Genomic DNA, 19,365 nt, shown 5'->3' with positions numbered 1-19,365 from the left:
CCTCCCGCTGGCGGGCTTATCGTTTTATTATTTACTGACACACATAAGTATAGCTTTGTGTGTCGCGTGATTTTATTTAGCGCCCTTAGACGGGTATTATGCATGCCACTTTAGTGTCAGGAGAAGAAGAGATGCCATCTTTCGATATCGTTTCAGAAGTCGACATGCAGGAAGTTCGCAATGCGGTAGATAATGCCAACCGTGAATTGTCTACCCGCTTCGATTTCCGCAACGTGAGCGCCAGCTATGAGCTCAACGAAAAGAATGAAACCATCAAAGTGCTCAGTGAATCTGATTTTCAGGTCAAGCAGTTGGTAGACATTTTGCGCGAGAAAATGCTTAAGCGCGGCATTGAGGGAGCAGCGTTAGAAGTTCCTGAAGAGATTGAGCACAGCGGAAAAAGCTGGAGTCTGGATGCCAAAATGAAAAAAGGCATTGAATCTGACGTAGCGAAAAAATTGGTGAAGCTGATCAAAGACAGCAAGCTGAAGGTGCAAACGCAGATTCAAGGTGAAGCGCTGCGTGTCACCGGTAAGTCACGTGATGATTTACAGGGGGCAATGGCAGTAGTCCGTGGTGGTAATCTGGGGCAGCCGTTCCAGTTTAAAAACTTCCGCGATTAATCATCTGATTGCGTGCGCAGCGTGACTTTTTTAACATGCTGCAAACGGTAAGGTAATTATCGTAATGGAGCCGCGAGTCAATATCCGTATCTCTTTGATTGTATACGCAACTTAAGCGTGTATTGTCGCGGTCAAAGACAAACCCGGCGAAAGCCGGGTTTTGCATTAATTGCTGGCGATGAGCGCTTCAAGCTCAACTCGACTGGTGACTTTGCTGTCAATCTTGATGTAGGCGCTTTTCTCTTCAGGCACGATAAATACGGAGGAAACGCCAGGCTGTGCTTTGAGGCGCTTTTCCAGATTCGGTGCGGCTAACACGGCATCGCTCAAGACGATTCGTAGGCTGCTGACATAAGGCGGCTCCTGCATCGTCATGCTAACAAACAGCCAAACGGTAGCCAGCATGGCGGTCACTAAAAACACCGTCTGCGCATCAAAATGCCCAAACACCCAACCGCCCATGCTGCCGCCAATGGCGACACCGAGGAACTGGCTGGTGGAGTAAAGTCCCATGGCGGTGCCTTTGTAACCTGCGGGCGATTCTTTGCTTACCAAAGAAGGCAAAATCGCTTCCATCAGGTTAAAGGCAAAGAAGAAAAGCTGCACACCAATGACCAGGGTCCAGAAGTGGCCTTCTGCGCCCCATAGCACGATTTCAGCCACCACAATCATACCGACGCAACCCACAAAAACGCGTTTCATGCGGCGTTTAACTTCCGCATAAATGATGAACGGAATAACGCCTGCAAAGGCAATAAGCATGGTGACCAGATAGACTTTCCAATGCTCTGCCGCCGGGAAACCTGCTTGCTCAAATTGCCCGGGTAACGCGACAAAACTCGACATCAACAAAACATGCAGGCAAAAAATGCCAAAATTCAATTTCAGCAGGCGCGAGTTAGCCATGACTTTGCTGAAGCTGCCTTTCACCATGCCCGATTCGCGATTCAACACATGATGGGTAGTAGAAGGCACCACGAGTAACGTAATAGCAATGCCAAGTGACGCGAGGATAGCAATCATCCAGAACAGGGCGTGCAGCCCCAAAGCGTGAGTAATGATGGGACCTAGCACCATCGCAATGGCAAAGGTAACGCCGAAGCTAATGCCGATAAACGCCATAGCTTTCGTGCGATTCTGCTCCCGCGTTAGGTCGGACAACAGCGCCATTACCGCAGCAGCAATTGCACCGGAACCCTGTAAAGCGCGACCTAAAATGATGCCCCAAATGGAATCACTGCAAGCTGCGATAACGCTGCCTAAAACAAACAGCAACAGACCGCCAACGATTAACGGCTTACGTCCAATACGATCAGAAAGCAAACCGAAGGGAATTTGAAAAATAGCCTGAGCCAGACCATAGATACCAATCGCCAAGCCAATTAGCGTTTCACTCGCGCCCTGTAATGCCATGCCATACGTTGTTAGTACCGGCAGGACCATAAACATTCCCAGCATACGCAGGGAAAAGACAGTGCCAAGGCCCCATGTGGCGCGCAGCTCCACTGGAGTCATTTTATTATCGTTCATTCCAACCTCTGTTAATGTGCTGCAATCATTCTAAGGAGCGGGGCAGGGCGGGTAAAACAATAGTTTTTAAGTAAGGGTAACAAAAGAAAGGGCGCGAAATCGCGCCCTTGTCATACTGTTGCGGTGCTGATTACCACACGTAAGTCAGCAGGTCTTTTGACGCCGGTCCCATTGAATCAACCGACATCATCACGCTCAGCGCGGTGATGGCAACGATAGAGAAGACGAACAGTTTACGTGCCCAAACGCGATCGTTTGAGGTTTTGTAACCTGATAACGCCATGCCCAACCACCACACGCTTACTGCCGCAGCAACCACCAGATATTTGTAGCCAGCATAACCGCCCAGCGTCAGCATCAAGGTAGCAATCATGAACGCCAGAATGTAGAGCGTAATATGATTTTTTGCCACGGAGATGCCTTTTACTACCGGTAAAACCGGAATGTTCGCTGCCTGGTAATCTTTGAAGCGGAAGATCGCAATCGCGTACGAGTGCGGCATCTGCCACAGGCTAAAGATTGCCAGAAGGATCAGCGCGCCAGCATCAAACTCATTGGTCACTGCACAGTAGCCAATCACCGGCGGCGCTGCGCCAGAAAGACTACCAATCAGCGTGCCATAGACCGAATTGCGCTTCATATAGAGGCTGTAAATGCCGACGTATACGACGAAGCCCATTACCGCCAGCCACATGGCCAGCGGGTTAGCACCGAAATAGAGCAACGCAAAGCCAGCAATACCCAGCGTAGTGGCATAACACAGGCTTACTTTCGCGGAAATGAGGCCTTTAACCAGCACTCGATTCCTGGTTCTCTCCATCTTGATGTCAATGTCGCGGTCAATCACGTTGTTAAAAACACAACCTGAAGCCACTACCAATGACACGCCAACCAGCGAGGTGAGAAACAGGGCGTAATCAATGCTGCCTTTAGATGCCAGCAGAAATCCGCCAATGACAGAAATTAAATTCCCGAAAATAATTCCTGGTTTTGTTACTTGCAGGTATTGCTTAATCATTACGAGCGACTCTTTAGTGGGCCATCATGTTGTAGTTGAGGTTCCACATAATCCACAGCGAGCCTACAACGACAATCAGGATAATGATCGCCGAGAAGACAATGGCCACCATGTTCCAGCCACCCTCAGATTTGCTGTCTAAGTGCAGGAAGTAAACCAGGTGAACCAGCACCTGAATTATCGCACACACCAGAACTACACCGAGAATGGTACCGTGAGATGCACTGCCATCCATTACCATCCAGAACGGAATACCGGTCAGGATGATAGAAAGGATGAAACCGATCATGTATGACTTCACGCTACCGTGTGATGCACCATGTTCGTTAACAGAATGACTCATTACATGGCTCCCATCAGATAAACAACGGTAAAGACGCAAATCCAAACCACGTCCAGGAAGTGCCAGAACAGGCTCAGACACATGATACGCGTGCGGTTAGTGGCGCTCAGACCGCGCTTGGAGATCTGGAACATCAACAACAACATCCAGATCAAACCTGAAGTCACGTGCAGACCGTGCGTCCCCACCAGCGTAAAGAAGCCAGACAGGAAACCACTGCGATCCGGGCCGTAACCTTCAACAATCAGATGATGGAATTCATAGATTTCCATACCGATGAAGCCAAGACCGAACAGGAAGGTCAACGCCAGCCAACCGATAACGGCGCCTTTGTTTTCCTTGTTCATAGAGATAACAGCCATGCCGTAGGTGATGGAGCTCAACAACAGCAGTGCGGTTTCTACCAGAACAAATGGCAGTTCAAAGATATCTTTACCTGCCGGGCCACCGGCAGTGTTATTGACCATAACTGCATAGGTCGCAAACAAGGTTGCGAAGATAATGCAGTCACTCATCAGGTAGATCCAGAAACCAAAGACTTTATTGGCTCCTGCATCGTGATGCCCATGCTCCGCATGGGCGTCGTGGTGGTGTTTAGTCAGAGTTTCAGTTGACATTATTTCAGACCTGCTTTGCTGATTTCGTCAAAGTGCTGCTTCTCAATCTTCTCGACTTCGGCAACTGGAACGTAGTAATCCACGTCTTCGTCGAAGCTCTTCACGATCCAGGAAACGATCATGCCGAGGAAAGAGAGCCCCACCAGCCACCAGATATGCCAGATCAGCGCGAAACCAAAGATGGTACCGAAGGCGGCGATAACAATCGCAGCACCGCTGTTTTTCGGCATATGAATTTCTTCATATTTCTCCGGCTGCTTGTACGCTTCGCCTTTCTCTTTCATTTCCCAGAAAGCGTCACGTTCATGCACATGCGGGATAACAGCAAAGTTGTAGAACGGCGGTGGAGAAGAGGTTGACCACTCCAGCGTACGGCCGCCCCATGGGTCACCCGTCAGATCGCGGTTCTGCTCACGGTCACGTACAGAGACGTAGAACATGGTCAGTTGGCAAATAATACCCATTGCAATCAGGCCAGCACCACACGCTGCAACAACCAGCAGTGAATGGAACTGTGGATCGATATCCTGGCTGATACGACGAGTCATACCCATGAAGCCCAGTGCGTACAGCGGCATAAAGGCAACAAAGAAGCCGATGATCCAGAACCAGAAAGCGCGTTTGCCCCAGGTTTCGTTCAGGGTAAAGCCGAAAGCTTTCGGGAACCAGTAGGTCACGCCAGCCATACAACCGAACACCACACCACCGATGATAACGTTATGGAAGTGTGCAATCAGGAACAGGCTGTTATGCAGAATAAAGTCAGCACCCGGAACGGCCAGCAGAACGCCGGTCATACCACCTACAGAGAAGGTGACCAGGAAGCCAACAGTCCACAGCATGGCAGAGTGCATCTCGATGCGACCCTGATACATGGTGAACAGCCAGTTAAAGATTTTAACCCCGGTCGGGATTGCGATAATCATCGTCATGATACCGAAGAAGGCGTTTACGTTAGCGCCCGCACCCATGGTGAAGAAGTGGTGCAGCCAAACGATGAACGACAATACGGTAATGGCGATGGTCGCCCAAACCAGAGAGGTGTAACCAAACAGACGCTTCTTCGAGAAGGTCGCCGTGATTTCAGCGAACACACCGAAGACGGGCAGAACCAGGATGTACACTTCCGGATGACCCCAAACCCAGATCAGGTTGACGTACATCATCATATTCCCGCCCATTTCATTGGTGAAGAAATGGAAACCGAGGTAACGATCAAGTGTCAACAGCGCCAGCGTAACGGTCAGAACCGGGAACGCAGCGATGATCAGGACGTTGGTGCAAAGTGCGGTCCAGGTAAATACCGGCATTTTGAACAGGCTCATGCCTGGAGCGCGCATCTTCAGAATGGTTACGAAGAAGTTAATACCGGTTAAGGTCGTACCGATACCAGAGAGTTGGAGACTCCATATCCAGTAATCGACCCCGACGCCGGGACTGTACTCCGCGCCGGATAGTGGCGGATAAGCCAACCAACCGGTCTGCGCGAACTCGCCCACACCCAGCGACAGGTTAACCAGGATCACACCGATCGCAGTAAACCAGAAGCTCAGGTTGTTCAGGAACGGGAACGCAACGTCACGTGCACCAATCTGCAACGGAACGGCGATGTTCATCAGGCCAACTACGAAAGGCATCGCCACGAAGAAGATCATAATCACGCCGTGCGCGGTAAAGATCTGGTCGTAGTGATGCGGCGGTAGAATGCCTGCTTCACCGGCCGAAGCCATCACCTGTTGGGTACGCATCATGATTGCATCAGCAAAACCACGCAGCAGCATGACAAATGCCATGATGATGTACATGATACCCAGTCGTTTGTGGTCGATAGACGTCAGCCATTCAGACCACAGATATTGCCATTTACCAAAATAGGTTAGGGCTGCAACGACTGCGAGACCACCTAAAATGATACCGGCGACCGTAACCATGATAATCGGTTCATGGTACGGCACTGCATCCAGTGTTAATTTTCCGAACATCGTATTATTCCTCGGCTCCCGCGGAAGCGGCATGACTCATGTCCATACCTTCGTGCTTAGGCATGTCCATTTTTCCGTGGCTCATCTTGAACTTGTCGATAACCTGCAAGAACAGTTCAGGATTTGCTGTAGAGAAATATTCCACCGGGTGATTTTCGCTTGGCACAGCTACTTTCTCGAAATCATCCATAGTAGTCAGCGTGTTAGGGGCCGCTTTAACTTTGGCCACCCACTGCTGGAATTCCGCATCGTCTTTGGTTGCAATGGCTTTGAACTTCATGCCAGAGAAACCACGACCACTAAAGTTCGCAGAGATACCGTCGAAAATTCCCGGTTCGTTGGCAATCAGATGCAATTTAGTCTGCATGCCAGCCATCGCGTAAATCTGGCTTCCGAGTGTCGGAATAAAGAAAGAATTCATGACGGAATTAGAAGTGATTTTAAAGTTCACTGGCGTGTTTGCCGGGAAGGCAATCTGGTTTACCGTCGCAATACCCTGTTCCGGGTAAATGAACAACCATTTCCAGTCCAGCGCAACCACATCGATCTCAACCGGTTTCACATCCGATTCCAGCGGTTTGCTGGGTTCGAGTGCGTGGGTTGATTTCCAGGTCAACACGCTCAGGAAAACAATGATCAGGATCGGAATGGTCCAAACCACGGCTTCCACTTTATTAGAGTGTGACCAGTTAGGGCTGTACTTCGCGTTAGTGTTGGAAGCCCGATATTTCCAGGCAAACACCACTGCCATCAAGACTGCGGGGATAACGACGATCAACATCAGGCCAAAGGCAGTCAGTATCAGCGAACGTTGCTCCAGTGCAACCTGTCCTTTGGGATTTAACAATGCACTATCACAGCCACTCATTAATAAAGTGCCTGCAATTAATGACAAAATCCCCAAACTTTTATTGTATTTACTGAGTCTCATTTAACGACCTCAATGACAAAGGGCTCTATTGTCGTTTAAGTGTGCGCGCATTTTACGGGAAGGTTTATGCAGTGTAAACCAGCTTAAGGATGTGTCAGATGCGTGTTGACACCTTTTGCTAAGGGTGTCACAGATGTTGCCTGGAGTGACAAATTATTAACGCAGACAAGCAGTTGGCTCCAATATAACAAAAAGCGATGGAAGTAACCGTAAAAAAAACAGGGAAAGGAATAACCCTCACTTTAATTACTCAACTGTTTAACAATTCTGTATCATTTTAGAGATAACTTTAATACAAGATAATTGCGTCCCGGTTTTTAATATCCCTTAGCTATATTATTTTCATCCAGAATTCCTCCTTCAAAAAATAACACGCGTTGATAAAATAGCACGCCTGCAGGTTTTGATGAGGAATAAGCCAATATCGGCAGAAATTAGGCGTACTTTACTTAAAAGTGGTTTCGGGATTTGGCGTTTTTTTCATTGACCAGTAATCCAAAATAACGCCACCCATTACGCCCAGTAGTGCCAGTACGATCCCGAGTTCAAACAGGTGAGGTAAAAGGTCTGGGAAGCGTTCAAAACCTGCTCCTTTTAATGCCAGCGTACACAACCAGAGTGCGATAACCAGGCATCCAGCTGTAAACAAACGGCGCGTCCAGCGATAACCTTTGCGATATAAGGTGCGCGGTAAAAACTCACCGCTATTTTGCATTGCATCCAGAGTTTGGCGGCAAAGGGTCAACAGCAGCAATCCTGGCAGAGCGGCTAGCACGGTAAAAGCGTAAAAGGTTGGCCAGCCCCAAAGTTCGACCAGCCAGCCAGCCGCTGGACCGACATAAACCCGGCCGACAGCAGACAATGCAGAGAGCAGCGCAAATTGGGTAGCGGAAAAAGAGCGATTGCACAGTGTCATTAGCAGCGCGACAAACGCTGCCGTTCCCATGCCGCCGCACAGATTCTCAACAAATACTGCGCTGGCCATGCTCCACAAACGCTGATCGGTAATGGCTAATAGCCAATAGCCAAAGTTGGATACTGCCTGCAGCAATCCGAAGAGCATTAGCGCCCGGAACAGGCTCAGGCGCTGCATGAGCACGCCGCCATACAATGCTCCAATAATGGTCGCAATCAGGCCGAGCGTTTTGTTCACTAAGCCAACATCTCCAGCATTAAAGCCGACACCGCGGATTAGGAACGTTGTGGTCAGTGAGGCAGCAAAGGCATCACCGAGCTTATACAGGATGATCAGCGTGATCAGCAGCCAGGCATTATTTCGCTGAAAGAAATCTCTGAGCGGGTCGATTACGGCCTGACGCAAGGAGTGGGGTGTTGAGATAAGCGTATCGGGTTCTTTAGCCAGAAACGTTGCGATGATGCCCGGCACCATCATCAACGCCATCAGCCAATAGGTCATCTGCCAGCCTAAATAACGGTCTGCGAGCCACAACGCCAGCCCACCCGAAATCAGCATTGCCAGGCGATAACCCAGAACAGTGATGGCTGCACCACTGCCTCGCTCTTCGGCAGGCAAAATATCCGTTTTCCAGGCATCAAAAACAATATCTTGTGATGCTGAGCAAAAGGCAACCAGCACCGCGAGCGCAGCCATCAACGTTAAATCTCGACTGGGCTGCATGAACCCCATCGCGATAATGCCTGCAATTAACGCGACTTGCGTTACCAGCAGCCAGCCACGACGGCGGCCAAGAAATGGCGGCGTATAGCGATCCATCATGGGTGACCAGAGAAATTTAAAGACGTAAGCCTGGCCTACCAAAGAAAAGAAACCGATCGTTTTCAGGTCAACATTTTCTACCGTCATCCATGCCTGTAACGTACCTGCAGTTAATGCTAACGGCAGACCGGACGCAAAGCCGAGCAGCAGTAAGACGGCGGCATTTTTTGGGTAAAGATGCGGAGATAGTGATTCATGCTGACCTTGAGGAGATGCCCGACGCGGTGCCGGGCAGGGGAAAAACCGGTTTAATTAACGCGCGTTTTGCTTGATGAAGTTATTCACGCTGGTATCTTGCGCCATATCAGCAATGACATCGCTCATGGTTGAGTTTACAGCGTTGGTGATCTTCTGATTGTTCGCACTGAAGGCACCTTCCACACTGTAAGTCTGGCGATAGTTTTTAACTTGCTTGTTGCCGTTTTTCGCGGTGGCGATGATAGAAATATCGGCTTTAGTTGTAATGCTGTAGCGCACGTTACCTTGCGTTACATCGGCATAGAGATTGTTGACAACGATTTGCAGATCAACGGCGCCGTTAGGGCCCACCATATAACCGCGCGCAGTCATTTGCTTCTCAAGCACTTCCTGAAGCAGGAAACGTAGGTCGCGCGAAGGCGTCAACGTGACGAGTTGTCCATCACGATTCACTTTCGCCAATGCCTGATCGCTACGCTGATCGGCACCGTTAATGCTCACAGTGACACCCATCAGGCTTGGATCTTGCTGCGGCAGCTCGATTTTAGGTTGGATAGTTAATGTATTATTGCTGGATGCACAGCCGGCCAATATAAACGCAGCCAACAGCGGGAATAACAGTTTTTTCAACATACTTGTTCTCGTTAGCATAGTGGGTTGGTTTGCAAAAACTGTCGTCATCATAGCATTGCGCGGCAGTGAAAAAAGCCCCGCATCAGGGGAAATTGATTGTAAAGGCTTTTTTCAGCGTTTTGGATGTTGCAGCCATTTGAGCATCAATCGAGACGGGTTAAGATGCCAGTGTTCGGAAAGTGCTATCAGAATATTTCCGCGCTTCGCTACATATTGCGTCAAAAAACCTACTAATATTTAAACAGATGGGGCACAGCGCTCGCCATTGAGGAGTAAAACAATGATCCGCGAACAAATAGAAGAAAAGCTGCGCCTGGCCTTTGAGCCGGCTCATCTGGAAGTGCACGACGAAAGTTATCGACACAATGTTCCTGCCGGTTCTGAAAGCCATTTTAAAGTGGTGATAGTAAGTGATTGTTTTACTGGGCAACGTTTTCTGGCTCGTCACCGTGCTATTTACGGAGAACTGACTGTAGAACTGGCAGGCAGCGTGCATGCCTTGGCGTTACACACTTACACAGTAAAAGAATGGGAAGGCTTACAGGATACTGTACTCGCTTCACCGAACTGCCGCGGTGCCGGAACCCTCGCTTAAACCTTTATAAATAAAACGGCCTGCGGGCCGTTTTTCTTTTCGATTTATACATAAACGCGATCCCCAGCGCAAAAAATCAACAAAACTGTTAAAAAGTGGTGAGTTAGCATCCTCGACTCATTCCAGCGATGCCGCTATAATGCTGCGTCTATTTTTCCGGAATGTCTTCGGGACGCTTCTGGTAACAGGGATCAGGTTCTCTTCACGGAAGCCGTCCCGGTTGTTGGATACGGCGCATTAACAATGTGTGGTGTCTGAAGTTGACCGAGCACGTGATTTTTTGAGGTAACAAGATGCAAGTTTCAGTAGAAACCACTCAAGGCCTGGGCCGTCGCATTACGATCACTGTCGCAGCTGACAGCATCGAAAGCGCCGTAAAAAAAGAACTGGTTGATGTGGCGAAAAAGTCCGTATCGATGGTTTCCGCAAAGGCAAAGTGCCAATGAACATCGTGGCACAGCGTTACGGTGCTTCTGTACGTCAAGACGTGCTGGGCGATCTGATGACGCGCAACTTCGTTGACGCCATCATCAAAGAAAAAATCAATCCGGCTGGCGCACCTAACTACGTGCCAGGCGAATATAAAGAAGGCCAGGATTTCACCTATTCGGTCGATTTCGAAGTTTATCCAGAAGTTGAGCTGAAAGGCCTGGAAAACATCGAAGTTGAAAAACCAGTGGTTGAAGTGACTGATGCTGACGTTGACGCCATGCTGGATACCCTGCGTAAGCAGCAAGCCAACTGGATCGAAACTGAAGCAGCTGCCGAAGCGGAAGATCGCGCAACTATCGATTTCTCCGGTTCTGTTGATGGCGAAGAGTTTGACGGCGGCAAAGCGTCTGACTTCGTGCTGGCAATGGGCCAGGGTCGCATGATTCCAGGCTTTGAAGAAGGCGTTGTGGGTCATAAAGCGGGCGAGACTTTCACTATCGACGTGAAATTCCCAGACGATTACCACGCTGAAAACCTGAAAGGCAAAGATGCGAAGTTCGAGATCGTGCTGAAGAAAGTTGAAACGCGCGAACTGCCAGAATTTACTGAAGAGTTCATCAAGCGTTTCGGCGTTGAAGATGGTTCAATTGCCGGTTTGCGTACTGAAGTCCGTAAAAACATGGATCGCGAGCTGAAAGGCGCAATCCGTAACCGCATCAAGACCCAAGCAATCGACGGTTTAGTTGAAGCCAACGAAATCGACGTACCTGCTGCGTTGATTGACAGCGAAATCGACGTTCTGCGTCGTCAGGCTGCACAGCGTTTTGGTGGCAACGAGCAGCAAGCGCTGGAATTACCACGTGAGCTGTTTGAAGAGCAGGCTAAGCGCCGTGTTGTTGTAGGTCTGCTGCTGGGTGAAGTGATTCGCACCCACGAGCTGAAAGCTGACGAAGCGCGCGTAAGCACGTTGATCGAAGAAATGGCGTCTGCCTACGAAGATCCAAAAGAAGTCATCGAGTTCTACAGCAAAAATAATGAGCTGATGAACAACATGCGTAACGTTGCATTGGAAGAGCAAGCGGTTGAAGCGGTTCTGGCTAAAGCCAAAGTGACCGAAAAAGCCACTAACTTCCAGGATCTGATGAACCAGACTCAGTCTGCCTGATTCCAGATTTAACCTGACGTGCTAAGCCCGCAACTGAAAAGTCGCGGGCTTTTTTGTTTTTAGCGTTCAGGCGCACAGGCTTTAGCGCTATTCGGTTAATTAATCGGCAAATTATTCACGCATCGCTTTTTCCGGGTTAGCGATTAAGGAAAAGATTGTTATGCTTGAAACAACTGGGCAGCATCCCCAGATAGAGGGAGTATGCAAATAAAACAGTTAAGCTGGCTGATTAACCGTCCTGAAGGTGTCGGAAAGAGACTGAGCATAGTTTTCCCCGCTCGTCTTACGTAGAATCGGTACAGAATGTTGCCAATGAAATTTAATCAGGAGACGGTAATGTCATACAGTGGCGATCGTGAATTTACTGCACCGCATAATGCGCTGGTGCCAATGGTGGTCGAGCAAACCTCGCGTGGCGAGCGTTCCTACGACATCTATTCCCGTCTGCTCAAAGAGCGTGTGATCTTTTTGACCGGGCAGGTTGAAGACCATATGGCGAACCTGATTGTCGCGCAGATGCTCTTTTTGGAAGCAGAGAATCCAGAAAAAGACATCTACCTGTATATCAACTCTCCAGGCGGCGTTATCACCGCTGGCATGTCTATTTATGACACCATGAAGTTTATCAAACCGGATGTCAGCACCATTTGTATGGGCCAGGCTTGTTCAATGGGTGCTTTCCTGCTGACCGCAGGCACCAAAGGTAAACGTTTCTGCCTGCCTAACTCACGCGTCATGATTCACCAACCATTAGGCGGTTATCAGGGACAGGCAAGTGATATCGAAATTCACGCGCGTGAAATTCTTAAAGTAAAACAGCGCATGAACGAGCTGATGGCAGAGCACACAGGCAAAACGCTGGAAGAAATTGAACGCGATACTGAGCGTGATCGTTTCCTCTCTGCGAGTGAAGCGGTAGAGTATGGATTAGTCGATTCTATCCTGACACATCGCGAATAAGACCCAACTTGCCCTTATCCTTACGCTATAGTTATCAGGATATCGGTTATATTATGGGTTGAATGAATTTCGGCCGTGACGACACGGCCAGCGCCGTACGCCGGTATGGCCTGAGAACTAGAAGAGGTTAACTGATGACAGATAAGCGCAAAGACGGTTCAGGAAAGTTGCTGTACTGCTCTTTTTGCGGCAAAAGCCAGCATGAAGTGCGTAAGCTGATTGCCGGGCCGTCAGTGTATATCTGCGATGAGTGTGTTGATCTGTGTAACGACATCATTCGCGAAGAGATTAAAGAAGTTGCCCCGCATCGCGAACGTAGTGCTTTGCCTACGCCGCATGAAATTCGCCATCACCTCGACGATTATGTTATCGGTCAGGAAAAGGCGAAAAAAGTGCTGGCTGTGGCGGTATATAACCACTACAAACGCTTGCGCAACGGCGACACCAGCAACGGCATTGAACTGGGTAAAAGTAACATTCTGCTGATCGGTCCAACCGGTAGCGGTAAAACGCTGTTGGCGGAAACGCTGGCGCGCCTGTTGGATGTACCGTTTACCATGGCAGATGCAACGACATTAACTGAAGCGGGTTATGTGGGTGAGGATGTTGAAAATATCATCCAGAAACTGCTGCAGAAATGTGATTATGATGTGCAAAAAGCACAGCGTGGCATCGTCTACATTGATGAGATCGATAAGATTTCACGTAAGTCAGACAATCCATCAATCACGCGTGACGTGTCCGGTGAAGGTGTACAGCAAGCCTTGCTGAAACTGATTGAAGGCACCGTAGCAGCCGTTCCACCGCAAGGGGGACGTAAGCATCCACAACAAGAGTTTTTGCAGGTTGATACTTCGAAAATCTTGTTTATTTGTGGTGGCGCGTTTGCTGGCCTGGATAAAGTCATTTCGCAGCGTGTTGAAACCGGTTCTGGTATCGGATTTGGCGCGACAGTGAAAGGCAAATCAGAGAAAGCGTCTGAAGGTGACCTGCTTGCTCAGTGTGAGCCGGAAGATTTGATCAAATTTGGTCTGATTCCTGAGTTTATTGGTCGTCTCCCTGTTGTGGCGACGTTGAGTGAACTGAGCGAAGAAGCCCTGATTCAGATCTTGCGTGAACCAAAAAATGCGCTGACTAAACAGTATCAGGCGTTGTTCAACCTGGAAGGCGTTGAACTGGAATTCCGTGATGAGGCATTGACTGCCATCGCGAAAAAAGCGATGTCACGTAAAACGGGTGCGCGTGGTTTGCGTTCCATCGTTGAAGGTGCTTTGTTGGAAACCATGTACGACTTACCTTCAATGGATGACGTTGAAAAAGTGGTGATTGATGAATCAGTTATTGAGGGGCAGTCAGACCCAATGTTGATTTACGGAAAGCACGAAGCGCAGGCTTCTGGCGAATAAATAATCAATTTAGCCATGTTATTATCTTAAAAAAGGGGAAAATTCTTTCCCCTTTTGTTTTTCTCGCCTCTGTGACGTTGAATGTCGGACGATCATCCCCATATACTCAGATACCTGTGGGTAATTGCATACTTCATTCATGCATGATGCGGTTCCCATCACCTGGCGGACATTAAACTAAGAGAGAGCTCTATGAATCCTGAGCGTTCTGAACGCATTGAAATCCCCGTGTTGCCGCTGCGCGACGTGGTGGTTTATCCGCACATGGTAATTCCGTTGTTTGTCGGTCGGGAAAAATCGATTCGGTGCCTTGAAGCCGCAATGGATCATGATAAGAAGATCATGCTGGTCGCACAGAAAGAGGCTTCAACGGATGAACCTGGCATTAACGATCTCTTCTCGGTAGGGACCGTCGCTTCTGTTTTGCAAATGCTGAAACTGCCGGATGGCACGGTTAAAGTATTGGTCGAAGGTTTACAGCGTGCGCACATCACGACGCTGGCAGACAACGGTGACCATTTTGTTGCTCAGGCTGAATATCTGGAATCTCCAGAGATTGAAGAGCGTGAGCAAGAAGTGCTGGTGCGTACGGCGATCAATCAGTTTGAAGGCTATATCAAACTGAATAAGAAGATCCCACCAGAAGTACTGACTTCACTGAATAATATTGACGATGCGGCACGTCTTGCCGACACTGTCGCTGCGCATATGCCACTGAAATTAGCGGATAAACAATCAGTGCTGGAGATGTCAGACGTGAACGAGCGTCTGGAATATCTGATGGCGATGATGGAATCCGAAATCGATCTGCTGCAGGTTGAGAAGCGCATTCGCAACCGCGTCAAAAAGCAGATGGAAAAAAGTCAGCGTGAGTACTATCTGAATGAGCAAATGAAGGCCATTCAGAAAGAGTTAGGTGAGATGGATGATACGCCTGATGAATACGAAGCGCTGAAACGCAAAATTGATTTGGCAAAAATGCCAGATGAAGCACGCGAAAAAGCGGAAGCAGAACTGCAGAAGCTGAAAATGATGTCACCGATGTCTGCTGAAGCAACCGTTGTACGTGGTTACATCGACTGGATGGTTCAGGTGCCATGGAACGCGCGCAGCAAAGTGAAAAAAGATCTGCGTAAAGCTCAGGAAACGCTGGATATCGACCATTACGGTCTTGAGCGTGTGAAAGATCGCATCCTTGAGTACCTTGCGGTGCAAAGTCGCGTTAGCAAAATCAAAGGGCCTATTCTGTGTCTGGTTGGACCGCCGGGTGTTGGTAAAACTTCACTGGGCCAATCAATTGCTAAAGCGACAGGCCGTAAATATGTGCGTATGGCGCTGGGCGGCGTGCGTGACGAAGCAGAAATTCGCGGTCACCGTCGTACTTACATCGGCTCAATGCCGGGTAAACTGATCCAGAAAATGGCGAAAGTCGGCGTGAAAAACCCGCTGTTCCTGTTAGATGAAATCGATAAGATGTCATCTGATATGCGGGGTGATCCGGCGTCTGCTCTGCTGGAAGTACTTGATCCAGAACAGAACATTGCGTTTAACGATCACTACCTTGAAGTCGATTACGATCTTTCCGACGTGATGTTTGTCGCGACATCGAACTCGATGAATATTCCGGCACCGCTGTTAGACCGTATGGAAGTGATTCGCCTTTCGGGTTATACCGAAGACGAAAAACTGAATATTGCGCTGCAGCATTTATTGCCGAAGCAAATCGAGCGTAACGCATTAAAAGCTCACGAAATCACAGTCGAAGACAGTGCTATTGTCGGCATCATTCGTTATTACACCCGCGAAGCGGGCGTACGTAGCCTTGAGCGTGAGTTGTCGAAGCTTTGCCGTAAAGCAGTGAAATCGCTGTTGATGGATAAGACCAAGAAACACATCACCATTAACGGTGAGAACCTCAAGGACTTCCTTGGTGTTCAGCGTTTCGATTATGGTCGTGCCGACAGCGAAAACCGTGTAGGTCAAGTGACCGGTTTGGCATGGACGGAAGTCGGCGGCGATTTGCTGACTATCGAAACCGCCTGTGTACCGGGCAAAGGTAAATTGACTTATACCGGTTCACTGGGTGAGGTAATGCAGGAATCGATTCAGGCTGCGTTAACTGTGGTACGCGCTCGCGCAGAGAAACTGGGCATCAATGGCGACTTCTACGAAAAACGTGATATTCACGTTCACGTACCTGAAGGCGCCACACCTAAAGATGGTCCAAGTGCCGGTATTGCTATGTGCACCGCATTGGTTTCTTGTCTGACGGGTAACCCAGTGCGCGCAGATGTTGCGATGACAGGTGAAATCACCTTGCGTGGACAAGTCTTGCCGATTGGTGGTTTGAAAGAAAAACTGCTGGCAGCGCACCGTGGTGGTATTAAAACTGTGCTGATCCCAGATGACAACAAGCGTGATTTGGAAGAAATTCCACAGAACGTTATTGCCGATCTGGACATTCATCCGGTTAAACGTATTGAAGAAGTGCTGAACCTGGCACTGGAAAATGCACCATACGGAATGCAGGTCGCGACAGCAAAATAGTGATTAACGGCAAAAACCGTTAAAAAGCAGAGCTGGCAAGGCAATTGGCGCTTGCCAGCTTTTTTTGTGCCGCTAGTTTAGGTGGCTGTGGAAGCAGCGTTCTAAGAGAATTACCGTTGTTTCGGCATAACAGGCTTGATATAACTTGCTGCGCGTTCGTGTTCGGCGGGAAGCGCGGATACGAAGTGAAATAATAAAAGAGGGGATGAAAAGAGTGAATAAGTCACAATTGATCGACAAAATTGCTGCAGATGCTGACATTTCTAAAGCAGCAGCGGGACGTGTTTTAGATGCATTCATGGGCTCTGTTTCTGACGCGCTGAAAGGCGGCGATGAAGTGGCGCTGGTGGGTTTCGGCACTTTCTCCGTGCGCGACCGTGCTGCACGTACTGGCCGCAATCCACAAACCGGTAAAGAAATCACTATTCCGGCAGGCAAAGTACCCGGCTTCCGTGCGGGTAAAGCATTGAAAGACGCAGTCAATCAATAACAACGAATGCATTCATTGGAGCATTTTCTTCAGTGGATTAGGGGACGGTTAACGCGTTCTCATGTAACATACGGGCACATCGATTTGATGTGCCTTTTTTTATCCTGAAGCGGCGAAAAGAGGTCGTGAGACGTGTCTCAGCAGGATTAATGCTGCCAGCTAAACTTGCAGCTGCGTAATGGGCCAGCAACACGGCGTATTACGCCCGAGCTTTACATTCACACTACAGCGGAGTGTTGTCATACCATGATGGACAATTTACGCGCGGCGTCGAACCATGTCGTGCTCAAGATTATTTTGGGGTTGATCATTCTCTCCTTTGTGCTGACGGGCGTTGGCAACTATCTGATTGGCGGCAACAGCGATTATGCAGCCAAGGTTAATGGTCAGGAGATCAGCCGGGCACAGCTGGAGCAGGCGTTCAATAATGAGCGTAATCGTCAGCAGCAAATGTTGGGCGAACAATTCTCTCAGCTGGCAAGTAATGACGGTTATATGCAGCAAATTCGCCAGCAGGCGCTTTCGCAACTGGTTGATCAGGCGCTACTCGACGCTTATATCAAAGATCTGCACATCGATATCAGCGATGAACAAGTCAAACAAGCCATCTTCAATCAGAAGGCTTTCCAGACCAACGGCAAATTTGATAACGCTAAATACAACGGTTTGATCTCCAGTATGGGCTATTCCGCCGATCAATATGCGGAAGCACTGCGTAAACAGTTATCAAATCAGCAATTGATCAATGCGGTAGCCAATACCGATTTCATGCTGAAAGGTGAAACCAGCAAGCTGGTAGACCTCGTTTCACAGAAGCGTGATATTCGCCAGGCGACGATTGATGTCAATGCGCTTGTTGCCAAGCAATCCGTCACTGATGATGAAATAAATCAATATTATCAGCAACATAAAAGCAACTTTATGGCGCCAGAGCAATTCCGTGTTAGCTACATCAAACTTGATGCGGCAAGCATGCAGCAGAATCCCAGCGAAGCTGAGGTTCAGAGTTGGTACGACCAACACAAAGCTGACTATTCTCAGCCACAGCGTAATCGTTATAGCGTGATTCAGACCAAAACCGAAGCGGATGCAGAGGCGTTATTAACGCAGCTGAAAGCAGGTGGGGACTTTGCTGAGCTGGCAAAAACCAAATCCATCGACCCGATTTCGGCACGCAAAGGGGGCGACATGGGTTGGTTAGAACCCGCGACAACACCTGATGAACTGAAAAACGCCGGCCTGACGGAAAAAGGCCAGATGTCAGCAGTGATCAAATCTTCTGTTGGTTTCTTGATTGTCCGTCTCGACGATATCCAGCCAGAGCAAGTTAAGCCATTTGCCGAAGTGCAGAGCGCAGTGGCAGATAAAGTGAAGCAGGAAAAAGGCGTTGATGCTTTCTACAAACTTCAGCAGAAAGTGAGTGAAGCAGCCAGCAACGACAATGAATCGCTGGCGGGTGCTGAACAAGCGTCGGGATTAAAAGCCACTGAAACAAACTGGTTTAGTCATGACAGCCTGCCCAAAGAACTCGATTTTGATGCGGTTAAACAAGCTATTTTCAACGGTGGTTTAGTCGGTCAGAACGGTGCGCCAGGTAATAATTCAGACATCATCAGCGTCGATGGCGATCGTGCTTTTGTTCTGCGTATCAGTGAACACAAAGCGGAAGCCGTGCAACCGCTGGAACAGGTTAAGGCGCAGATTAGCGATACATTGAAGCACGAGAAAGCGCAGCAGCAAGCTAAAGCGCAAGCGGATAAGCTGCTGGCAGATTTGAAAGCCGGCAAGCAAGATGCTTTAACTGCAGCGGGCTTGACGCTGAGCGCGGCCACGACAGTTGACCGTAACGCGCAAGATCCGGTTGCTCAGGCAGCCTTCAATTTGCCACAGCCAGCAGACAACAAACCTTCATGGGGTGTAAGTGAAGATATGCAGGGCAATGTGGTTCTGGTAGCGGTGGATAAAGTTAGCACCGGTAGCATGCCGCAGGCGCAGATTGATGAAATGGTTAAAGGTGTGACGCAGAACAATGCTCAACTGGCATTTGAAGCGCTGCTACAAAACCTGCGTAAAGAAGCAAAAATTAAGTACGGCGCTGCTGCACAAATGCAGTAAGCCTCGCAAATAATTAGGTAATCACTGAAACAAACAAAGGCC

At 49.0% G+C, this 19,365-nt stretch carries 14 protein-coding genes and 2 pseudogenes; 8 read left to right on the top strand and 8 right to left on the bottom strand.

Features of this window, described 5'->3' with window-relative positions:
* The first annotated feature begins 131 nt into the window (after window positions 1–131).
* A complete protein-coding gene (locus tag KQP84_RS17230) occupies window positions 132–623 on the top strand; it encodes a YajQ family cyclic di-GMP-binding protein (RefSeq protein ID WP_215847448.1) in 492 nt (163 codons plus the stop codon).
* A gap of 165 nt (window positions 624–788) precedes the next feature.
* Here the strand turns inward: KQP84_RS17230 and KQP84_RS17225 are convergent, their stop codons facing one another.
* From KQP84_RS17225 to KQP84_RS17190, 8 genes and pseudogenes are all read right to left on the bottom strand, one after another.
* Window positions 789–2,153 carry an MFS transporter gene (locus KQP84_RS17225; protein WP_215847447.1) on the bottom strand — a complete coding sequence of 455 codons (1,365 nt, stop codon included), beginning with the start codon at window positions 2,151–2,153 and terminating at the stop codon, window positions 789–791.
* A 130-nt stretch (window positions 2,154–2,283) separates the two neighbouring features.
* Window positions 2,284–3,171, bottom strand: coding sequence for a heme o synthase (gene cyoE, locus KQP84_RS17220; protein ID WP_215847446.1), 888 nt, complete (start codon window positions 3,169–3,171; stop codon window positions 2,284–2,286).
* 13 nt (window positions 3,172–3,184) lie between these two features.
* Complete coding sequence (locus KQP84_RS17215) at window positions 3,185–3,514, bottom strand: cytochrome o ubiquinol oxidase subunit IV (protein WP_215847445.1); 330 nt, start codon at window positions 3,512–3,514, stop codon at window positions 3,185–3,187.
* On the bottom strand, window positions 3,514–4,131 hold the full coding sequence (locus tag KQP84_RS17210; RefSeq protein WP_215847444.1) for a cytochrome o ubiquinol oxidase subunit III: 618 nt from the start codon (window positions 4,129–4,131) through the stop codon (window positions 3,514–3,516). Before KQP84_RS17210 ends, KQP84_RS17215 begins: the two co-directional genes overlap by 1 nt.
* Window positions 4,131–6,113: a cytochrome o ubiquinol oxidase subunit I gene (gene cyoB / locus KQP84_RS17205; protein WP_215847443.1), complete on the bottom strand. Its 1,983-nt coding sequence runs from the start codon at window positions 6,111–6,113 to the stop codon at window positions 4,131–4,133. The genes KQP84_RS17210 and cyoB overlap by 1 nt, the downstream gene beginning before the upstream one ends.
* Window positions 6,114–6,117: 4 nt before the next feature.
* Window positions 6,118–7,044 (bottom strand): cytochrome o ubiquinol oxidase subunit II, encoded by a 927-nt coding sequence (gene cyoA / locus KQP84_RS17200; RefSeq protein WP_215847442.1) that lies wholly within the window; start codon window positions 7,042–7,044, stop codon window positions 6,118–6,120.
* Between the two features lie 445 nt (window positions 7,045–7,489).
* A pseudogene (gene ampG / locus KQP84_RS17195) lies at window positions 7,490–8,979 on the bottom strand (muropeptide MFS transporter AmpG).
* Window positions 8,980–9,034: 55 nt separating this feature from the next.
* Complete coding sequence (locus KQP84_RS17190) at window positions 9,035–9,613, bottom strand: lipoprotein (RefSeq protein WP_215847441.1); 579 nt, start codon at window positions 9,611–9,613, stop codon at window positions 9,035–9,037.
* 280 nt (window positions 9,614–9,893) lie between these two features.
* Between KQP84_RS17190 and bolA the strand changes: the two genes are divergently transcribed.
* From bolA to ppiD, 7 genes and pseudogenes are all read left to right on the top strand, one after another.
* Window positions 9,894–10,208, top strand: a complete 315-nt coding sequence (gene bolA / locus KQP84_RS17185; protein ID WP_215847440.1) for a transcriptional regulator BolA — start codon at window positions 9,894–9,896, stop codon at window positions 10,206–10,208.
* Between the two features lie 293 nt (window positions 10,209–10,501).
* Window positions 10,502–11,805 (top strand): annotated as a pseudogene (gene tig / locus KQP84_RS17180) (trigger factor).
* Between the two features lie 336 nt (window positions 11,806–12,141).
* Window positions 12,142–12,765 (top strand): ATP-dependent Clp endopeptidase proteolytic subunit ClpP, encoded by a 624-nt coding sequence (gene clpP, locus KQP84_RS17175; RefSeq protein ID WP_215847439.1) that lies wholly within the window; start codon window positions 12,142–12,144, stop codon window positions 12,763–12,765.
* A gap of 134 nt (window positions 12,766–12,899) precedes the next feature.
* Window positions 12,900–14,171, top strand: coding sequence for an ATP-dependent protease ATP-binding subunit ClpX (gene clpX / locus KQP84_RS17170; protein ID WP_215847438.1), 1,272 nt, complete (start codon window positions 12,900–12,902; stop codon window positions 14,169–14,171).
* A 192-nt stretch (window positions 14,172–14,363) separates the two neighbouring features.
* On the top strand, window positions 14,364–16,718 hold the full coding sequence (lon, locus tag KQP84_RS17165) for an endopeptidase La (protein WP_215847437.1): 2,355 nt from the start codon (window positions 14,364–14,366) through the stop codon (window positions 16,716–16,718).
* Window positions 16,719–16,932: 214 nt separating this feature from the next.
* Window positions 16,933–17,208: a nucleoid-associated protein HU-beta gene (gene hupB, locus KQP84_RS17160; protein ID WP_215847436.1), complete on the top strand. Its 276-nt coding sequence runs from the start codon at window positions 16,933–16,935 to the stop codon at window positions 17,206–17,208.
* Window positions 17,209–17,454: 246 nt separating this feature from the next.
* Window positions 17,455–19,323: a peptidylprolyl isomerase gene (gene ppiD / locus KQP84_RS17155; protein WP_215847435.1), complete on the top strand. Its 1,869-nt coding sequence runs from the start codon at window positions 17,455–17,457 to the stop codon at window positions 19,321–19,323.
* The last annotated feature ends 42 nt before the right edge of the window (window positions 19,324–19,365 follow it).

This window comes from Candidatus Pantoea bituminis (assembly GCF_018842675.1).
Classification (GTDB): Bacteria; Pseudomonadota; Gammaproteobacteria; order Enterobacterales; family Enterobacteriaceae; genus Pantoea; species Pantoea phytostimulans.
Note: the sequence above shows the minus strand (reverse complement) of the source record. Positions and strands in the feature narration are given on the sequence as shown.